Raw genomic sequence first — 17,037 nt, 5'->3', positions numbered from 1 at the left:
CGGCTTTTTTGTGGGCGCCAGATAATCGGCTCGTCAAATCTTCAGAAAACCGACTCTTCGTGGTTGGCCAGAGCTTGCCCCTGTTCGGCGATCTGGATCGGCAGACCGTCTTCGCCAGCGATGATTTCGCGCACCATTTCCCAATCCAACTGCAGCACACCGGCCGCTTCGTCACGCTTCAACAGCGTGTTGACTACCACTGCATGCTTGTCCATAAGCGTCATATGCTTGTCCTCATCCTGCAGAGGCGTATGCGCCTCCAGGTAGATCTTGCCCTCGCTTACGCCAAACTTGTAGGGCTCGTCGATAATCCTCACCGGCGTTCCGACCTTGACCAATCCGGCCAGCTCCAGCACGTTGTGGTTCAGCATGCGGAAACAACCGTGACTGACGCGCATGCCAATGCCGAACTTCTTATTCGAGCCGTGGATGAGGTAGCCCGGCAATGCCAGGTTCAGTTTGTACGGACCAAGCGGGTTATCCGGACCTGGCGGCACGACCTTGGGCAGAGGATCGCCATCGGCCGCGTGCTCGTCCCGAATCGACTGCGGCGGATACCAAGCCGGATTGTTCGTCATCGCCGAGATATGAGTTTTGCCGACAGGTGAACCCCACCCCTCACGCCCGATTCCAAGGGGGAAGGTATGCACCACGTTTTCGCCTTTCGGATAGTAATACAAGCGGTATTCCGCCAGGTTGATGACAATCCCCTCGCGCGGCCCGGGCGGAAGGATGTAGCGAGTCGGCAGAATGATGTCGGTACCTTCACCAGGCAACCAGGGATCCACCCCTGGGTTAGCCGCTACGAGCTCCAGATAGCCCAGATCATGCGTCTCGCCCAGCGCCGCGAACGTGTCCTCGTATTTGGCCTTGATCACCTGGATCTGCCCAACCACGTCCTCGCCTTCCGGAGGTAGCGGCAACTCGAGCGCAGCGGACTGGCCGGCCAACAGCAAAGCAGCGAATGACACACAGGAGGTGACTGCAGACGCACGCGAGAGCATTCAGGATTTCCTTGGTAATTAAGTGGGCGTGTTGCTGGCGATTGTACTCGAAGCGACAGCGGCCGCCGAGCTACCAGATACTCGCGGCAGACGGAAGGCCCTTGCGCTGTGCACTGAGCGTATCGCGGCAGGCCGGGCAGAGCCGGCGATCCTTGAGCATCGCTCGCTCCAGATCCTGCCAGTGCGGTCGAGCCGGTAGGAAACCACCGCAGAGCGTGCGATCGACCCGTCCGTTCAATTCCAGTTGCCGCAGCGCCAGATGCAGACGATTCTCGCGACAAGCGAACAGGTCGAACTGCTCGTCCGGCACGATGAGGCGATAGGCAAATAGAGTCCAGGCTGGGCGTGGCATTGAAGGCTCCGATCGAGGGGCGCGACAGTAGCCGCGCGCACGCCTCAAAGCAAGGGTTCGAGCACCGGCCAGACGTTATCCAACAGTCGTCGCTGCGCGCCGGCTGCCGGATGGATGCGATCGGCCTGCATCATGCCTTCGACCCCGCCGACGCCTTCGAGAAAAAACGGGACGTAAGGCAGCGACTGCTCCTTGGCAAGCGAGTCGAACGCTTGGGCAAATGCCGTTGTGTACCGCTGCCCCAGATTGGGGGGCAAACGCATGCCAAGCAGCAGCACTTTGGCGTCCGCCTGACGCGACCGCTCAACCATGGCGGCAAGGTTCTGCTTCAATTGGGTAGGCGACTGGCCGCGCAATCCATCGTTGCCGCCAAGCTCCAGAATCACCACTTCGGGTTTATGCTCTTCGAGCAGAGCGGGCAATCTAGCCAGCCCGCCGGCGCTGGTGTCGCCACTGATCGAGGCGTTCACTACCCGATGATCCTGCCCTTGTGTATCAAGGCGTTGCTGAAGCAGCTGCACCCACCCTTGGCTGGTTTCCAGCCCGAAAGCGGCGCTGATACTATCCCCGACCACCAATACCGTTCCCGCCCAGGCTCCTTGGGTCCAGCACAGCAGTACCAGCACCCCACTTTTCAGCCAATTTCGCATCGGAATCTCCATGAGCGCCAGCATTCTCTCTGCCCGGAACCTTAGCAAAGCGGTACCCAGCGCGGAAGGCGAGCTGGCGATACTCGACGATGTGTCCCTGAGCCTGAGCAAGGGGGAAAGTCTGGCGATCATCGGGACTTCTGGATCCGGCAAGTCAACCCTGCTCGGCCTGCTGGCCGGACTGGATCTGCCCAGTTCGGGTGAAGTGCACCTAGCCGGCCATCTGCTCGGCGAGTTGGACGAAGATCAGCGTGCCCGGGTGCGCGCCGAGCATGTCGGCTTCGTTTTTCAATCGTTCCAGCTGCTCGACAGCCTCAATGCCTTGGAGAACGTCATGCTGCCTCTCGAGCTGCATGGCCGCCGCGATGCGCAGGCGAAAGCCACCGAACTGCTCGGGCGCGTCGGCCTGGACGCTCGTTTGCATCATTATCCCAGGCAACTATCCGGCGGCGAGCAACAGCGCGTGGCGGTTGCTCGCGCATTCGCCGCCGAGCCCGAGGTGCTGTTCGCCGACGAGCCAACCGGCAATCTCGATAGCCACACGGGGGCAAATATCACCGAATTGCTGTTCGAGTTGAACCGTGAGCGCGGCACTACCCTCGTGCTGGTTACCCATGACGAGCGCCTGGCAAAGCGCTGCCAACACCTGCTGCGACTGGAAGGTGGGCGCCAGCTTCGCGACGAGCAAACTCGATGAAGCGCGTGCCTGCCAGCCGACTGGCTGCTCTCGCACTGCGCCAGCTATTGCGGGATGCACGCGCCGGCGAGCTGCGTGTGCTGTTCCTCGCGCTGCTGATTGCCGTCGCGGCAAGCACCGCCATCGGCTATTTCGGCGCCCGCCTGAACGATGCCATGCTGCTGCGCGCCACTGAATTCCTCGGAGCCGATCTCGTGTTGCGCGGCAGCGCGCCCGCTGAGCCCGAACAGATCGAAGCAGGCATTCGGCTTCAGCTCGACCATGCTCGGGTGGTGGAATTCTCCAGCGTCGTCGCCACCGATGACAATCTGCAGCTGACCAGCGTCAAGGCAGCCGACGATCGCTATCCGCTGCGCGGAGAACTGCGCAGCGCAGCCGCGCCCTATCAACCGGAACAACCCGGGCCAGGCCCTCAGCCCGGCGAAGCCTGGGCCGAAGCACGCCTGTTCGCCGCACTCGACCTGCAGATCGGCGACCACATCGAAGTTGGCAACAAACAGCTCAAACTGACGCGTGTTCTGACCTACGAACCCGATAGGGTTGGCGATTTTTACAGCCTGACGCCACATGTATTGATGCATCTCGACGACCTCGAAGCCACCGGCGTCGTGCAGCCGGGTAGCCGCGTGCGCTACCGCGAGCTCTGGCGTGGCCCGGCGGAGCAGTTGCGTGCATACGAAGAGGCCGTCAAACCGGAGTTGCAGCCGCATCAACGTATCGAGACGGCCAAGGATGGTAATCGTCAGATTGGCGGCGCATTGGGGCGCGCCGAGCGCTACCTGAACCTGGCCAGCCTAGCGGCTGTATTATTGGCGGGTGTCGCTGTGGCGCTCTCGGCAGCACGTTTCGCCGCTCGCCGCTTCGATGCCAGCGCCCTGCTGCGCTGCTTGGGGCTGTCACGACGTGAGGCGCTGATGCTCTATACGCTGCAGCTCGGCTATCTAGGCGTGGCCGCCAGCGCGGCAGGCGCCTTGCTGGGCTGGACCGCGCAGCATGGGTTGTTTTTCCTGCTGCGCGAGCTGGTGGTCAGCGAAGTACCGCCCGCCACCCTTTGGCCCGCGCTGGCAGGCATCGCCACGGGGCTGGTCGCACTGGCCGGTTTCGCCTTACCGCCACTGGCAGCATTGGGGCGTGTGCCGCCGCTCCGGGTGCTACGCCGCGACATCCTCCCCGTCCCGCCGAGCTCCTGGCTGGTGTACGGCGCAGCAGTGATCGCCCTAGGCCTGATTATGTGGCGCCTGAGCCTGGATTTGAAAATCACACTGGCCCTGTTGGGCGGCGGCTTGCTAGCGACCGTCCTGCTTGGCGGACTGCTGCTACTGGCACTGCAGGGACTACGGCGCTCACTGTCGGGCGCGTCGCTGATATGGCGCCTTGGCCTCGGACAGCTGCTCCGTCACCCGTTGGCGGCAGCCGGTCAAGCCTTGGCCTTTGGCCTGATACTGCTTGCCATGGCGTTGATCGCCCTGTTGCGCGGCGAACTTCTCGATACCTGGCAGAACCAGCTTCCGGACGACGCGCCTAACCATTTCGTACTGAATATTCTGCCGACGGATCGCGATGCGTTCGCCGAGCGCATCGATGCGCTGTCGGATCACGCTGCGCCGCTATATCCCGTGGTTCCGGGCCGGCTAGTGGCTATCAATGGGGAGCCGGTGCGCCAGTTGGTTAGCAAAGACAGCCAGGGTGAGCGGGCGATTCGCCGGGACCTGAGCCTGACCTGGGCACGCGACCTGCCTTCCGATAACCAGCTGACCGCCGGCCACTGGTGGGAGGACGAGCGCGGCGATCTACCCGGCGTATCAGTGGAAGCCGAGCTGGCCGAGAGTCTTCAGATCGGGCTGGGCGATCGGCTCAGCTTCACGGTCGGCGGACTGACTCGCGACGTCACGGTGACAAGCCTGCGCGAAGTGAACTGGGACAGTTTCCAACCGAACTTCTACATGATCTTCGAACCCAACACGCTGCGAGACATGCCGGCCACCTTCATGACCAGCTTTCATCTGCCCAGCGGCAAGGACCGCGAACTGGTTCAATTGGCCCGCGACTTTCCCTCCGCCACGATACTGCAGGTCGAGGCCTTGCTCAGCCAGCTGCGCAGCATCCTTGCGCAGGTCTCGTTGGCAGTGGAATACGTGTTGATGTTCGTTCTGGCAGCAGGCTTGGCCGTATTGCTCGCCGGGCTTCAGGCAACGCTCGACGAGCGTATCCGTCAGGGAGCCCTGCTGCGCGCATTGGGCGCCGAGCGCAGCCTGTTGCTCAAAGCCAGACGTGCCGAGTTCGGCGTGCTCGGCGTTGCCAGCGGGTTGCTCGCGGCCCTTGGCTGCGAGCTGGTCAGCGCACTGCTCTATCACTTCGTGTTCGATCTACGCTGGCATCCGCATCCCTGGCTGCTATTGCTGCCGCTGATCGGCGCGCTGCTAGTCGGTACGGCCGGCGTGATCGGCACTCGCCGAGCGCTCAATGCCAGTCCGCTCGATGTGCTCCGAGACAACTGAGCCAGCGGACAGCAGTGAGTCCTTTTAGAATGTGCGACTTTCCAGCCTGACCCGGAGCCATCATGAGCCGCTATCGCCCTCCCCGCCCTGCCGGTACGCCTCTGATTACTCCCGAGGGCGAAGCGCGGCTGCGCGCCGAACTCCATGAGCTTTGGCACGTCAGGCGCCCGCAGGTCACCCAGTCGGTCAGCGAAGCGGCCGCGCAAGGCGACCGTTCGGAAAACGCCGAATACACCTACGGCAAGAAGATGCTGCGGGAAATAGACAGTCGAGTGCGCTTTCTTACCAAGCGTCTGGAGAAGCTCAAGGTCGTCAGTGAGAAACCGAGTGATCCGGGCAAAGTCTACTTCGGCGCTTGGGTGACGGTTGAAGACGAGAACGGCGAACAGGCCCGCTATCGCATCGTCGGCCCCGATGAACTGGACCTTCGGCAGGGGCTGATCAGCATCGATTCGCCACTGGCCAGAGCCCTGATCGGCAAGCCACTAGATGCCGAGGTGCACGTTCAGACACCCACCGGCGCCAAGCTTTGGTACATCGTCGCTATCGATTACCAGTGAGCAGTGACCAGCGAGTTCCAATATGACTAATAAGTCGCGATATTACGCAAACTTCGGCGATCGGGTCTAGATCAAGCGAATATAACTTTCCTACCCATCAGAGCGTTCCGCCTAGTAACAGGCAAGGCGATACGGCGCTGGCAGCCATGGCCACCCATCAGTCTGGACGAACGGTGCCAGAGCCGATCCCCGCCGCCTGTTATAGGACTGGCACGATTGCTGCGTTTGTCAGGCGGCAGTACGCGCAACGCGCGGTGAACAGCGAGGGATCGCCATGCCCGATTCACCCACTGATGAGTGCATTCATGAACAACAAGAAGACCTTGATCGCTCTGTGCCTCGGTACCGCCTTGGCCGTCACAAACCAGGTACATGCCGGCCTGTTCGGGTCGAGCGGATACACCCAAACGCGTTACCCGATCGTTCTAACCCACGGCATGCTTGGCTTCGACAGCCTGCTCGGCCTCGACTACTGGTACGGCATCCCACGCGCGCTGCAGCGTGACGGTGCGCAGGTCTACGTGACCGAAGTCAGCCAGCTCAACACCTCGGAGCTGCGTGGTGAAGAATTGTTGGATCAGGTCGAGGAAATCGTTGCGATCAGCGGAAAATCGAAGGTGAACTTGATCGGCCACAGTCATGGTGGCCCGACCGTACGCTACGTCGCCGCCGTGCGCCCCGATCTGGTTGCCTCGGTCACCAGCGTCGGCGCCCCGCACAAGGGCTCGGACGTCGCGGATCTGCTTCGCAAGGTTCCCGAGGGATCCGGCGGCGAGGCCATCATTGCCGGCTTGGTCAATGGCATGGGCGCGTTGATCCATTTTCTCTCCGGCAGCCCGAGCACCGCGCCTCAAAACTCGCTCGGGTCACTCGAGTCGCTCAACAGTGAAGGCGCCGCGCGATTCAATGCCAAATACCCACAGGGAATTCCGACCTCTAAATGCGGCGAAGGCGCATACAAGGTAGGCGGCGTTAGCTACTACTCCTGGAGCGGTACCAGCCCGCTCACCAACCCGCTGGATGTCAGTGACGCCATGCTGGGCGCTGGCTCGCTCGCCTTCGGTGAAGCGAATGACGGGCTGGTTGGACGCTGCAGCTCACACCTCGGCATGGTTATCCGCGACAACTACCGGATGAATCACCTGGATGAGGTCAATCAGGTGCTCGGACTGACCAGCTTGTTCGAAACCGATCCGTTGACTGTCTACCGCCAGCATGCCAACCGCCTGAAGAACGCAGGCCTTTGAGACTCGCCGGGGCCGATCGGCCCCGGCCCTGAAGCGAGGCGTCTCGATGAAAGTAATCGCCCTCCTGCTCCTGCTGGCCGTGACTGTGACCCTCGGCGTCGCGATCAATTGGCAGGACCCGGTCGAGACACAGCCGGACCAGGCGCAGCGCGTTGCGCCCGTACGCGCCCCATCGCCGGCTCCAACCCAGACATCGGTCCGTTTACCGGATCCGCGGCCTTCGCCTGTCGCAACGATCCGTCGCTTACCTCCTTCCTTCGCGGGGACCCAGGTCGATGGGCAACTACGAACGGACGCCTCCGGCAGGTTGATCATCGAGAATGACATCCGACGCGTCTTCGATTATTTCCTGGCCTCGATTGGCGAAGAACCCCTTGAGGCCAGCGTCACGCGTCTACGACATTACATCGAAGCGCAACTTCCCCAGCCCGGAGAAGGTCAAGCGCTGCAGTTGCTAGCACAGTATCTGGATTACAAACGCCAACTGCTGCTACTGGAGCAGGATCATGTGCGGCAGGCCGATCTGAACGCCATGCGCGAGCGGCTGCAGGCGGTTCGCCAGCTGCGCGCCCAATTATTCGACGATGAGGTCCATCAGGCGTTTTTTGCACTCGACGAAACGGCCGACAGCTTCACGCTGGAAAGGCTGGCGATTCGTCGCGACTCAACTCTCGATGCCGCCGCCAAGGGAGCCGCAATCGACAGGCTGCAGAGCAGCCTACCGCCCGAACTGCAGGACGCGATGGTCATTCAATTGCAGTCTGAATTACGCGAGCAGACACGTGCATTGCAAGCGCGCGGAGCCACGCCCGCGGACCTACGTCGGCTGCGTCAGCAGCTGGTTGGCAACGCCGCCACCGCGCGTCTGGAACGGCTCGATCTCAAAAGGCAAGAATGGCAAAGGCGACTCTCCTCCTATCAAAAAGAAAAGAGCCGCATCGAAAGCAGCCGAGGGCTTGGCGAAGCGGATAAGCGCGCTGCGATCGCCCGATTGGCCGCCGAACGATTCGACGAAAACGAGCGCCAACGCCTGGAGGCGGTCGAGCAGCTACTCGTCATCAAGCAAAGCTAAACGCTCATTTGGCAGCGCTTTGCGGACCGCCTTCGAGCAGGTAACGCTCCCGCGTGTAGGTCAGGTAGTACTTGTTTACTGCATTGACGTAGCTGACTACGCCCATACCCATGGTTTCCATGGCAACGCGCTCGACCTGGAAAAACCACTGGTCGGCATTGAGCCCTCGGCGCCGGGCCTCGGCACGCATGCTCTGGACCCGCTGCGGCCCCATGTTGTAAGCCGCGAGGACGAACGCCATGCGTTCGCGTTCATTCAGCCTGGGGCTAGCGAAAAATTTCTGCCGGATGTTGGCTAGATACTTCGCACTGGCCTGCACATTGTTATCAAGCTTGCCGATGTCGTTTACACCCATGCTGCGTGCAGTAGCCTGCGTCACCTGCATGAGTCCGGTGGCGCCGGAAGCACCACGGGCTGCCGGATTGAGGGTCGACTCTTTGAATGCCAGCGCGGCCAGATTGAGCCAGTCGATATCCTGCTGCTGAGCATGCCGTTGTAAAGTGGGCCGCACCTTCTCCAAGCGCTGCCGACCGACCCGATCAAGGGGATACTGCACCCGGTAAAGGCGCCGATAGACCCGGACGAAAGCGGCGTCCTGGTTATCCGGCGCACTGTAGCCTCGGAGGAAGCGATCGACGCTAGCACGCAACATGCTGGCCTCCGTTCGGACAAACCAACGCATGTCGGCGCGCTTGCCCAGAACCAGATCTCGCTCGATACGTAATTTGGGCAGTACCTTCGCCCATCGCTCCGCAATGGGCAGCTCGACGACAGTCGCGGAATAGATGCCGGCCTGCACCATCTCCAGCACGTCCTCGACCGCGAGCGTTGGATCGACCCACTCGACAGCAATCGGCGCGCGCCCGGCTTGCATCAACCGTTGATTGAGCACTTCCAGTTCCAGCCCGGCGGCGCTGCCGGCAGACAACGCCAGACTGCGTCCCGATAGCTGTTCGAAGTTTTTGTAGCGAAGGCCGCCCTGGCGGCTGACCAAAACCATGGGGACGTTATCGACTACGGCGCGACTATGGCTCACCCGACGCGTCGATCCTGACTCCAAACGTTCTCCAGGCGCGACCAGATCACCCTCGCCTCTCTGCAGTGCGCCGAGCAGCTGGTCCTTGGCCTTAGGTATAACTTCCAGGGTGATCGCGGGCCCCTTCGAACCGCGATTGAGAAACTGCTCGAACGCGCGTAGCCGCACGTATTCCACGCCGATGGCTTCACCTTTGACTTCGCCCGAACTGTTGCGGCTCTGATTGACCAGCACACGCAACACGCCACTGCGGCGAATCTCAGCCAGATCGCGTACCGTATCCGCCGGCTGCCACGCCTGAGGCCCCATCACGCGCGCAGCGGCCGGCCAGGGTGCGAGCACCATTAGGCACAACAGCAAGGGCAATAATCGGTTCATTTACAGCGTATCGACTCGAACGGGACCGTCTGTAGGGCGGCCAGCCTGCCGCAGGGCGGCGAAGATTCTCATAGCCACGGTTTCGCCGCCAGCGTAGCTTGCCAATTAACATGAGATACCAGCTATAAGTATTTGATATTAGTACTTATATTATTTTTATTCTACATGAGGTAGTTTGTGCAGCTTATTGACATTGGTGTCAACCTGACCCACCCGACCTTCGCTCGCGACCCGCGCGCCGTCCTGACTCGCGCTTACGCAGCTGGCGTCACGCAACTGGTACTGACCGGCACCAGTCTGGTCGAAAGCGAAGCAGCATTAACGCTTTGTCGTGAGCTGGATGAGAGCCGGAAACGGTTGTTTTGCACGGCAGGAGTCCATCCACATGATGCCAGCCAGTGGACGTCCGAAACCGCCACTCAGTTGAAGCAATTGCTCGCCGAACCCGAGGTTCGCGCTGTTGGGGAATGCGGGCTGGATTTCAACCGGGACCTTTCCCCGCGCGGGCAGCAGGAACGGGTGCTTGAAGAACATCTGCAACTGGCAGTGGAAACCGGTCTCCCGGTATTTCTTCACGAACGCGATGCGGACCAGCGCCTGGTGGACATCCTCCGGCCTTTCCGCGATCGGCTCAGTGTCGCGGTCGTTCATTGCTTTACCGGGGAGAAGCGCGCCCTCTACGCCTATCTCGACCTCGACCTGCACATCGGCATCACCGGCTGGATCTGCGACGAGCGCCGCGGCACGCACCTGCAGTCGCTGGTTCGCGAGATTCCCGCCTCGCGATTGATGCTCGAAAGCGATGCGCCCTATCTATTGCCACGCACGCTGCGGCCCAAACCCAAAGGCGGTCAGAACGAGCCCGCTTTTCTTCCGGAAGTGTTGCGTGAAGTGGCCCGCCATCGCGGCGTGAGCGACGACGAACTCGCGACAACCACCATCGCCTGCGCTCAACGGTTCTTCGGCATCGCTCCGCTGGCTCAACCAGAATAGCGCTAAAGCCTGCCGTCGTTCTGCCGCTAAAAAGACGGACGCCTAAAACGCACCGACGCCCTCTCAGCCACCCATACAGAAGCGCACTCATGGTTCTCTGGATTCGTGATCTTTCTCTGAAATACAAGTTCTGGGCGCTGAACATGGTGACCTTCGTTACCACGTTGCTGCTGGTGTTGTTCGCCCTGCAACTGGAACAGCGGTCCCGCAGCCAGGACGCGCAAACCAGCGCTCAGGAACTGGCCAGCGTGCTGCAGGACTGGCCGGCAGGCAGTGCCCTTCCCCGCCATCCCGATCTGCTGGCGGCAGCTGCCGGTCAGGGGCTGGTTATCGAAGGTCGAACCATCGCGCCGGGTCAGGGCTGGCTTGCAATCGACCACGACCGCTTTTTCGCCACCACACCGGTTGTCGGCGCACAGCGGATCACTCGCTCAGGCGGCGACAGCCTTGCCGTTCTGGCTCGCGCGCCTAGCGTCTGGCAATTGCTGACGCAGCACTTTTTCAGCTACGCGCTGGCCGTCGCAATTCTGATGCTGGCGCTGCTAGCGGCTTCGCAGATGATGATCCGATTCCTGCTAAGCCATCTCAACACGCTGAAAGACGTCATGCTGCATGTGGAGCGCAGCGGTGATCTCACCGTACGCGTACCGTTGGACAGCGCTGACGAGGTCGGCCAGATGGCGGGCGCTTTCAATGCCATGCAATCCGGCTACCAGCGCATCGTAGGTACCGTCACCCAAGCGGCCACACGCCTGGACGAGGGCGCCAGCCGCCTGGCCTCCAGCATGGGCGAAGTGCGCAAGGGCATGCTCGGGCAGAAAAGCGAAACCGATCAGGCCGCGACGGCGATCAATGAAATGAGCACGACCGTCTACCAGATCGCCGACCATGCGCGAGAAACCCGCGACCAGTCTCAGCATGCCGACCGTCTCGCCGGTGACGGCCACAGCGTCGTGACTCGCGTTGAGCGGTCGATATCCAGTCTGTCGCAAGGAGTGCAACAAACAGCCGAGACGATTGGACAACTCGCCGCCGACAGCCAGAAGATCAGCGGTGTCGTCAGCGTCATCCATAGCATCGCCGAGCAGACCAACCTGCTCGCGCTGAATGCCGCCATCGAAGCGGCTCGCGCTGGCGAGATGGGCCGGGGCTTCGCGGTGGTGGCGGACGAGGTGCGTAGTCTAGCCAAACGTGTTCAGGTGTCGACCGACGAGATCACCCAGATGATTTCCGGGCTACAGGCCATGACACGCGACGCGGTAGAGTTCATGCAGGAGAGTTCGCTGAAGGCCGACGACTGCGTGAGCGAGGCCCGCGAGGCGGGGTTGGCTCTGGAAGCGATCACCGCAGCGGTCGCGCAGATGCGCGAGAGCAACACCCAGATCGCGGATGCCGCAGAGCAGCAGAGTGGCGTAGCCGAAGAGCTGAATCGCTCGGTGACCGGCATCCGCGACGTCACCGAACAGACCGTTGAGCAGACCGCTGTGTCCGCCGCCACCAGCTCCGAGCTGGCTGCACTCTCCAAAGAACTGAGCAAAGCGATTCAGCAATTCAAACTGTGAGCCGTCACTGTCAGCGCGAGACCAGGATCTCGCGCTGGCGGGCCGACCGATGGCGACTCTAGAGCGCTCGCTGGCCAGTCTTCGGTCGAAGCCGTCCTGATGGCCGAACCTTGGCTCAGCCGAACACCGTTACCGTCTGGCGACTCAATGCCACCAGCTCACCCGCTGGGGTCCAGAGCGCTGCTGCGCAATGGCCATAACCATCCTGGGCATGCTCGATCACCGCGCGGTACCGACACCAGTCGTGAGTATCGAGCGACGGCATCGGCTGGATGAACTCGATGGTCCAGGTCAGCGAACTGCCGGGCGCGAATCCCTTCAGATGCGACAGTACGGCGGGTGGCCAGGCATCCACCAGTGCCAGCAGATGCGAAACGGTCACTGGCTCGCGCTCGACCTCGCCGCGTAAGCGCACCCAACCGCCCATTTCGCGCGACGTGTTGCCCGAGAACGGCAGCCCACCGATGCCCCAGCGCATCGCCAGATAACGGGTGAATTCCGGCGCGGCGCCCGGCACATAGGGCAGCTCCTGACATTCGTCTACCGGCGGCATCGACGGCGCGGGCTCTGCGGCTACCCGCACCGCCGATGCGCGGGCCGCACCGAAACTGCCCTGGACGATGGTTACCACCTGGCCGTTCTGCACCGCACGCCCGAGCACTTGGCTGACCGCCTTGCCCTCGCGCAATACCTCAGCCTCGAAGCTGACCGGAGTATCTACCATCAACGGGCCGACAAAGGTGATGGCCAGCGAGCGCGCTGGACGGCCGTCCGGCACCTGCGCCTGCATGGCCTCATAGACCAGCGCTGCAACCACACCGCCGAAACCCGCACGCCCCTGCCCCCAGGTGGCCGGCACGATGACGTTCGCAGGATTGTCACGCACGGCTCGTATCAGTTCGAAAAGGGTCATGCCCACCTCGGATTGTTTTTATCGGTCACCATCTTATCGCCGACGTGCGGCCAGAAGTGTGCAGTTGAGCATTGGTGATAGGACACCATCGCACGCAGCTATCGCTCGCCGGGTTCAGTTTCCTGCTTTCTGCGCGTACCGGAGCGCCAAGGCAGCTGGCGACGCAGTCTGGCGAGCGAAACATGCATTTCGTTTCTGTCTGCAGGCTGGCCAGCATAACGCGCCATCTCATAGAGCCGGGTGAACTCCCGTATCGGCTCGGCGACGATCGGCATCAACACTGCCGCGCGCTCGGCGAAATCACGCGGGCCCTCGCCGACCTGCCGCTCGACGCCGTGTCGAGCGAGGAGTCGTTCGAACCGATGGAACAGGCGCAGCTGTGGATCACGTTCACGGCGCCAGGGTTTAAGCAGCAGCAAAGCCAGGACCATCGTCAATAGCGCGGCCGCAGCAACGGTGAGCAACCCGAGCTTACCGGCGTCGACCTTGCCGAACAGTCCTTTCAACACGTCCAGCTGACGCTCACCCTGATAGCCGAGCACCCATCGCTGCCAACCGTAGTTGAGATTGTCCCAGCCGAATCGCAGCTGGTTCAGCCAGCCGATATCTCGGTAGCGCCGCAGCGCCAGCGGTGAGTCATCAAACAGCGTCTGCTCGTCGGAAAGTGCATCCTCAAGGCCTCGTTCGATGCGTTCCGGCGCGACTTGAAACGTGGGGTCGATCGAGACCCAACCGCGACCCGCAACCCAGTACTCGACCCAAGCGTGGGCGTCCAATTGACGAACCGACAGATAATTGCCCGTCGGATTGATCTCCCCGCCCTGATAGCCCGCCACGACCCGAGCGGGAATGCCGGCGGCACGCAAGACGAACGTCATCGCGCCAGCGTAGTGAATGCAGAATCCGTTCAGCGTATCGAACAGAAAGCCGTCAACGATATCGCCCCCCACCGATGAAGGCCGCAGCGTGTATCGGTACGGCTGCCGATTGAAATGCTGGAGGAGTGCCTGCACCAGCGCTGTCGGGTCTGGATTATCGCGGCGCAACTGCGCGGCCCAGGCACGGCTGCGCGGATTGCCTTGTGCCGGCAACTGCAGCGCACGCTCCAGTGTGGCAGCGCTAGCCACAGGTTCGCGACGCGATCCGGGCCACGAGGTGACCTGATAGAGCAATGCCTGATCGATCGGACGCGGGCGTTGTAAATGGAAATCTGGCATCAACCGCACGCCCCCCGCATCGACCTGCGCCACATCCAGCGCGTATAGCCATGGACGGCCGCTGGGCTGCATCACCACCGAGTAACTCACCGCGGCGCCTCCGGGCGTCCAGTCTGGCTCCCCTGGGATCTGTACAGCGAGCGATTGCGACCAGCGCCGACCATCGAAGCGCTCGAACGTGACGGCCCGCCAGTAGAGCTGATCCCGCTCGGGGATCGGGCCTTCGAAGCTGGCTCTGAATGCCAGCCCGGCAGACCGGCTCAACTGCGCGATGTCACCCGGCGACATGCTGTCAGAAAGCCCCGTCACTCCGCGATCTCGGGGTTGCGGCAATGACCAGAGCGGCCCCATCCGGGGAAACAATACGAATAGAACGAGCATCAGCGGTACAGCCTGCAGCAGCAGCGAGCCAGCCAGGCGCAACGTTGGCCAGGGGTGTGTATCGGTGCTGCTTTGCTGCAGGCCAATCATCGCGGCCAACAAAACGGTGACAGGCAGCAGGCTGTAAAGGCCGGCCGGCAAGCTGTCATAGAACAGATAGCTGGTCGCCACGGCAAAGAAGCCGAGAAGGATCAGCACCCAAGCGTCGCGCCGGCTGCGCATCTCCACCAGCTTCAGAATGAACGCGGCAATCAGCAGTACGACGCCGGCATCGAGCCCGATCAGGCTGCCGCGCGAAACGAACACGCCGCCGCCGACGCCAATCATCATCAAAACCTTCACCCAGCCTCTCGGATAGCGCGCGCGCATGCGAAAGATCTGCACGCGCCAGGTGGCGCAAGCCAGCCAGAGGCCGATGATCCATAACGGTAGGTGACCCAGGTGCGGCAAGATCACCAGTACCTGGGCGACCAGCAGCCAGACCAGGCCGTTGCGCGGAATCGACTGCTGGGTGCTCATCGAACCTCCCGTTCCAGACCGAACACCGCCAGTTCACGCAGGCAGCGGTTGCGGTGGTCGACCCCTGCATCCGGACCGATAAGTGTCGCGCCGATCTGCAAGGCGAAGGGCTGCTGACGCGCAGACAGTTCGACGACCCAGTGGCATAGCACCGACAGTCGCGACTCGATGTCACCTTCGAGCGCATCCAGATCGAGCAACGGTTCCTGCCCAAGCAGAGCGGTGAAATCCTTGACCAGCAGCCCCTGCCCACGGGAATAGGCTTTCCAGTTGAGGCGTCGCCGCGAGTCGCCCGGCTGCCAAGGTTTCAAACCCTGATAGTCATCGATGCCGGGCCCTGATACGCAGGTGCCCTCGCGCTCTTCGTCAGCGGGCCCTCTGGCGGTCGGCAACTCGCCCTCCACAGGTCTTGGATACACCAGAGCTGCCAGTTGCAGATCCACCCAGCTCCAGGCCACCAAAATGCCCAAAGGAAAGCGGCTCTCGACACGCACACGCCCCGGCCGTAACCAGCCACGATCTTCGGTTGGCAGGCTCAGATCGACCTCGCAGGTTCCCCCTGCCGGCACGTCGACCACCTGTAGGCCGCTTTTTGGCCAGCCCAGCGCGACGGCCTGATAGAGGCGTCCACGGCTTTCCAGCCGTACTTGCAGACGCGCCTGCTCTCCGAGGAAGACGGCCGGTGAACTGCCCGCCAGTAGCGTCAGACCGGCGAGATTGCGCCAGGTATGTAGAATCGCGACCAGATATACCGAGCCGAGCAGGAACGTCAGCCCGTAGGCAAGGCTGTTCTGGTAGTTGATCGCAGCAATCAGCATCAATAGCAAAGCCAGCAGAAAGGTCATGCCCACCGGCGTCGGCATGATGAATATCCGTCGCTGGTCGAGCCGCATGCTCGGACCCGGCGGAATACGCTTCAATAGCCAGCGTTCACGTATCCGCGGCAGTAGTCGCATGCTGAGCCCCCGGGCAGGTCGTGCGAGTCAGAGCGCTGGCACTTCGCGCAACAGCCATTGCACCAGCGCGCCACCACCGTGGCCTGTGGCATCGGCACGCTCGCGCAGACGATGGCCTACCACCGCGGGCAGCACCGCCTGAACGTCTTCGGGTATGGCGTAATCGCGCCCATCGAGAAATGCCCAAGCGCGTGCCGCGGCCAGCAGGGCGAGACTGCCTCGCGGCGACAGTCCCCAGGCGAACTGAGGCTGCGTGCGGGTCGCCTCGACCAATCTCAGCACATAATCGACCAGTGCGTCGCTGACCCGAACCTGCGCCACCGCATCCTGAATTTCCCCCAGCGTAGCGCGGTCGAGCAGAGGCTCCAGCCGCACAAGCAGATCACGGCGTGGATCGCCCAGCAGCAAGGCCTTCTCGGCGGCTTTCGCCGGGTAACCCAGCGATAAGCGCATGAGGAAGCGGTCCAACTGCGACTCAGGTAAAGAAAACGTCCCGCCGGAGCTGACCGGGTTCTGCGTGGCCACCACGAAAAATGGATCGGGCAGCGGCCGCGTGGCGCCCTCGATCGTCACCTGCCCCTCTTCCATGGCCTCGAGAAGCGCGCTCTGGCTTTTTGGCGTGGCTCGGTTGATTTCGTCCGCCAGAATCAGCTCGGCAAAGATGGGTCCTGGATGGAAAGCAAACTGACCGCTGTCCTTATCGAACACCGAAGTGCCGAGAATATCGCCCGGCAGAAGGTCGGAGGTGAACTGGATCCGCTGGAACTCCAGGCCCATCACCCTGGCGAGGGCGTGACTGAGGGTGGTCTTGCCCATGCCCGGAAGGTCCTCGATCAGCAGATGCCCTCTGGCCAGCAGACAGGCCATGGCCAATCGCACCTGTGATTGCTTGCCGAGCAATATGTCGTTCACCGCTCGCAGGCAGACATCCAATCTAGCGCGCATTCCGCTCTCCTTCGATTCGTCCCACGATGCTACTGACCCGAGACGCGCAGGCAAAGC

Annotated in this window: 15 protein-coding genes; 7 read left to right on the top strand and 8 right to left on the bottom strand. The window is 62.2% G+C overall.

The features are described 5' to 3' along the window. Positions 1-41: 41 nt before the first annotated feature. The 3 genes from UF78_RS07990 to UF78_RS07980 all read right to left on the bottom strand — a co-directional run bounded on the left by UF78_RS07990 (position 42) and on the right by UF78_RS07980 (position 2,006). Entirely contained in the window at positions 42-1,004 is a 963-nt protein-coding gene (locus UF78_RS07990; RefSeq protein WP_045161568.1) for a L,D-transpeptidase family protein, read from the bottom strand. A 70-nt stretch (positions 1,005-1,074) separates the two neighbouring features. Continuing rightward, positions 1,075-1,356 (bottom strand): hypothetical protein, encoded by a 282-nt coding sequence (locus tag UF78_RS07985; RefSeq protein ID WP_045161566.1) that lies wholly within the window; start codon positions 1,354-1,356, stop codon positions 1,075-1,077. 44 nt (positions 1,357-1,400) lie between these two features. Continuing rightward, positions 1,401-2,006: an arylesterase gene (locus tag UF78_RS07980; protein ID WP_045161744.1), complete on the bottom strand. Its 606-nt coding sequence runs from the start codon at positions 2,004-2,006 to the stop codon at positions 1,401-1,403. Positions 2,007-2,016: 10 nt separating this feature from the next. Here UF78_RS07980 and UF78_RS07975 point away from each other — a divergent pair, with 10 nt between their 5' ends. The 5 genes from UF78_RS07975 to UF78_RS07955 all read left to right on the top strand — a co-directional run bounded on the left by UF78_RS07975 (position 2,017) and on the right by UF78_RS07955 (position 8,080). Further along, a complete protein-coding gene (locus tag UF78_RS07975) occupies positions 2,017-2,703 on the top strand; it encodes an ABC transporter ATP-binding protein (protein ID WP_045161565.1) in 687 nt (228 codons plus the stop codon). After that, a complete protein-coding gene (locus tag UF78_RS07970) occupies positions 2,700-5,201 on the top strand; it encodes an ABC transporter permease (protein WP_045161564.1) in 2,502 nt (833 codons plus the stop codon). Before UF78_RS07975 ends, UF78_RS07970 begins: the two co-directional genes overlap by 4 nt. 62 nt (positions 5,202-5,263) lie before the next feature. Continuing rightward, positions 5,264-5,761 (top strand): transcription elongation factor GreB, encoded by a 498-nt coding sequence (greB, locus tag UF78_RS07965; RefSeq protein ID WP_045161563.1) that lies wholly within the window; start codon positions 5,264-5,266, stop codon positions 5,759-5,761. 305 nt (positions 5,762-6,066) lie between these two features. Beyond that, on the top strand, positions 6,067-7,008 hold the full coding sequence (locus UF78_RS07960; protein WP_045161562.1) for a triacylglycerol lipase: 942 nt from the start codon (positions 6,067-6,069) through the stop codon (positions 7,006-7,008). A 46-nt stretch (positions 7,009-7,054) separates the two neighbouring features. Beyond that, positions 7,055-8,080 carry a lipase secretion chaperone gene (locus UF78_RS07955; RefSeq protein ID WP_045161561.1) on the top strand — a complete coding sequence of 342 codons (1,026 nt, stop codon included), beginning with the start codon at positions 7,055-7,057 and terminating at the stop codon, positions 8,078-8,080. Between the two features lie 4 nt (positions 8,081-8,084). Here the strand turns inward: UF78_RS07955 and UF78_RS07950 are convergent, their stop codons facing one another. Beyond that, the gene (locus UF78_RS07950; protein WP_045161560.1) at positions 8,085-9,494 is read right to left on the bottom strand and encodes a transglycosylase SLT domain-containing protein; all 1,410 of its coding nucleotides are present in this window, start codon (positions 9,492-9,494) and stop codon (positions 8,085-8,087) included. Between the two features lie 177 nt (positions 9,495-9,671). Between UF78_RS07950 and UF78_RS07945 the strand changes: the two genes are divergently transcribed. After that, positions 9,672-10,487, top strand: coding sequence for a TatD family hydrolase (locus UF78_RS07945; RefSeq protein ID WP_045161559.1), 816 nt, complete (start codon positions 9,672-9,674; stop codon positions 10,485-10,487). Between the two features lie 89 nt (positions 10,488-10,576). Continuing rightward, a complete protein-coding gene (locus tag UF78_RS07940; RefSeq protein ID WP_045161558.1) occupies positions 10,577-12,049 on the top strand; it encodes a methyl-accepting chemotaxis protein in 1,473 nt (490 codons plus the stop codon). A 115-nt stretch (positions 12,050-12,164) separates the two neighbouring features. Here the strand turns inward: UF78_RS07940 and UF78_RS07935 are convergent, their stop codons facing one another. From UF78_RS07935 to UF78_RS07920, 4 genes are all read right to left on the bottom strand, one after another. Next, positions 12,165-12,962, bottom strand: coding sequence for an acyl-CoA thioesterase (locus UF78_RS07935; RefSeq protein ID WP_045161557.1), 798 nt, complete (start codon positions 12,960-12,962; stop codon positions 12,165-12,167). A 98-nt stretch (positions 12,963-13,060) separates the two neighbouring features. Beyond that, complete coding sequence (locus UF78_RS07930) at positions 13,061-15,079, bottom strand: transglutaminase TgpA family protein (RefSeq protein ID WP_045161556.1); 2,019 nt, start codon at positions 15,077-15,079, stop codon at positions 13,061-13,063. After that, positions 15,076-16,035 carry a DUF58 domain-containing protein gene (locus UF78_RS07925; RefSeq protein WP_045161555.1) on the bottom strand — a complete coding sequence of 320 codons (960 nt, stop codon included), beginning with the start codon at positions 16,033-16,035 and terminating at the stop codon, positions 15,076-15,078. The genes UF78_RS07930 and UF78_RS07925 overlap by 4 nt, the downstream gene beginning before the upstream one ends. 27 nt (positions 16,036-16,062) lie before the next feature. Continuing rightward, positions 16,063-16,980 carry an AAA family ATPase gene (locus tag UF78_RS07920; protein ID WP_045161554.1) on the bottom strand — a complete coding sequence of 306 codons (918 nt, stop codon included), beginning with the start codon at positions 16,978-16,980 and terminating at the stop codon, positions 16,063-16,065. Positions 16,981-17,037 lie beyond the last annotated feature (57 nt).

The sequence above is a fragment of the Stutzerimonas stutzeri genome, from assembly GCF_000952685.1.
Lineage (GTDB): Bacteria > Pseudomonadota > Gammaproteobacteria > Pseudomonadales > Pseudomonadaceae > Stutzerimonas > Stutzerimonas stutzeri_E.
The sequence above is the reverse complement of the archived record's forward strand: the minus strand, read 5'-3'. Positions and strand labels throughout refer to the sequence as shown.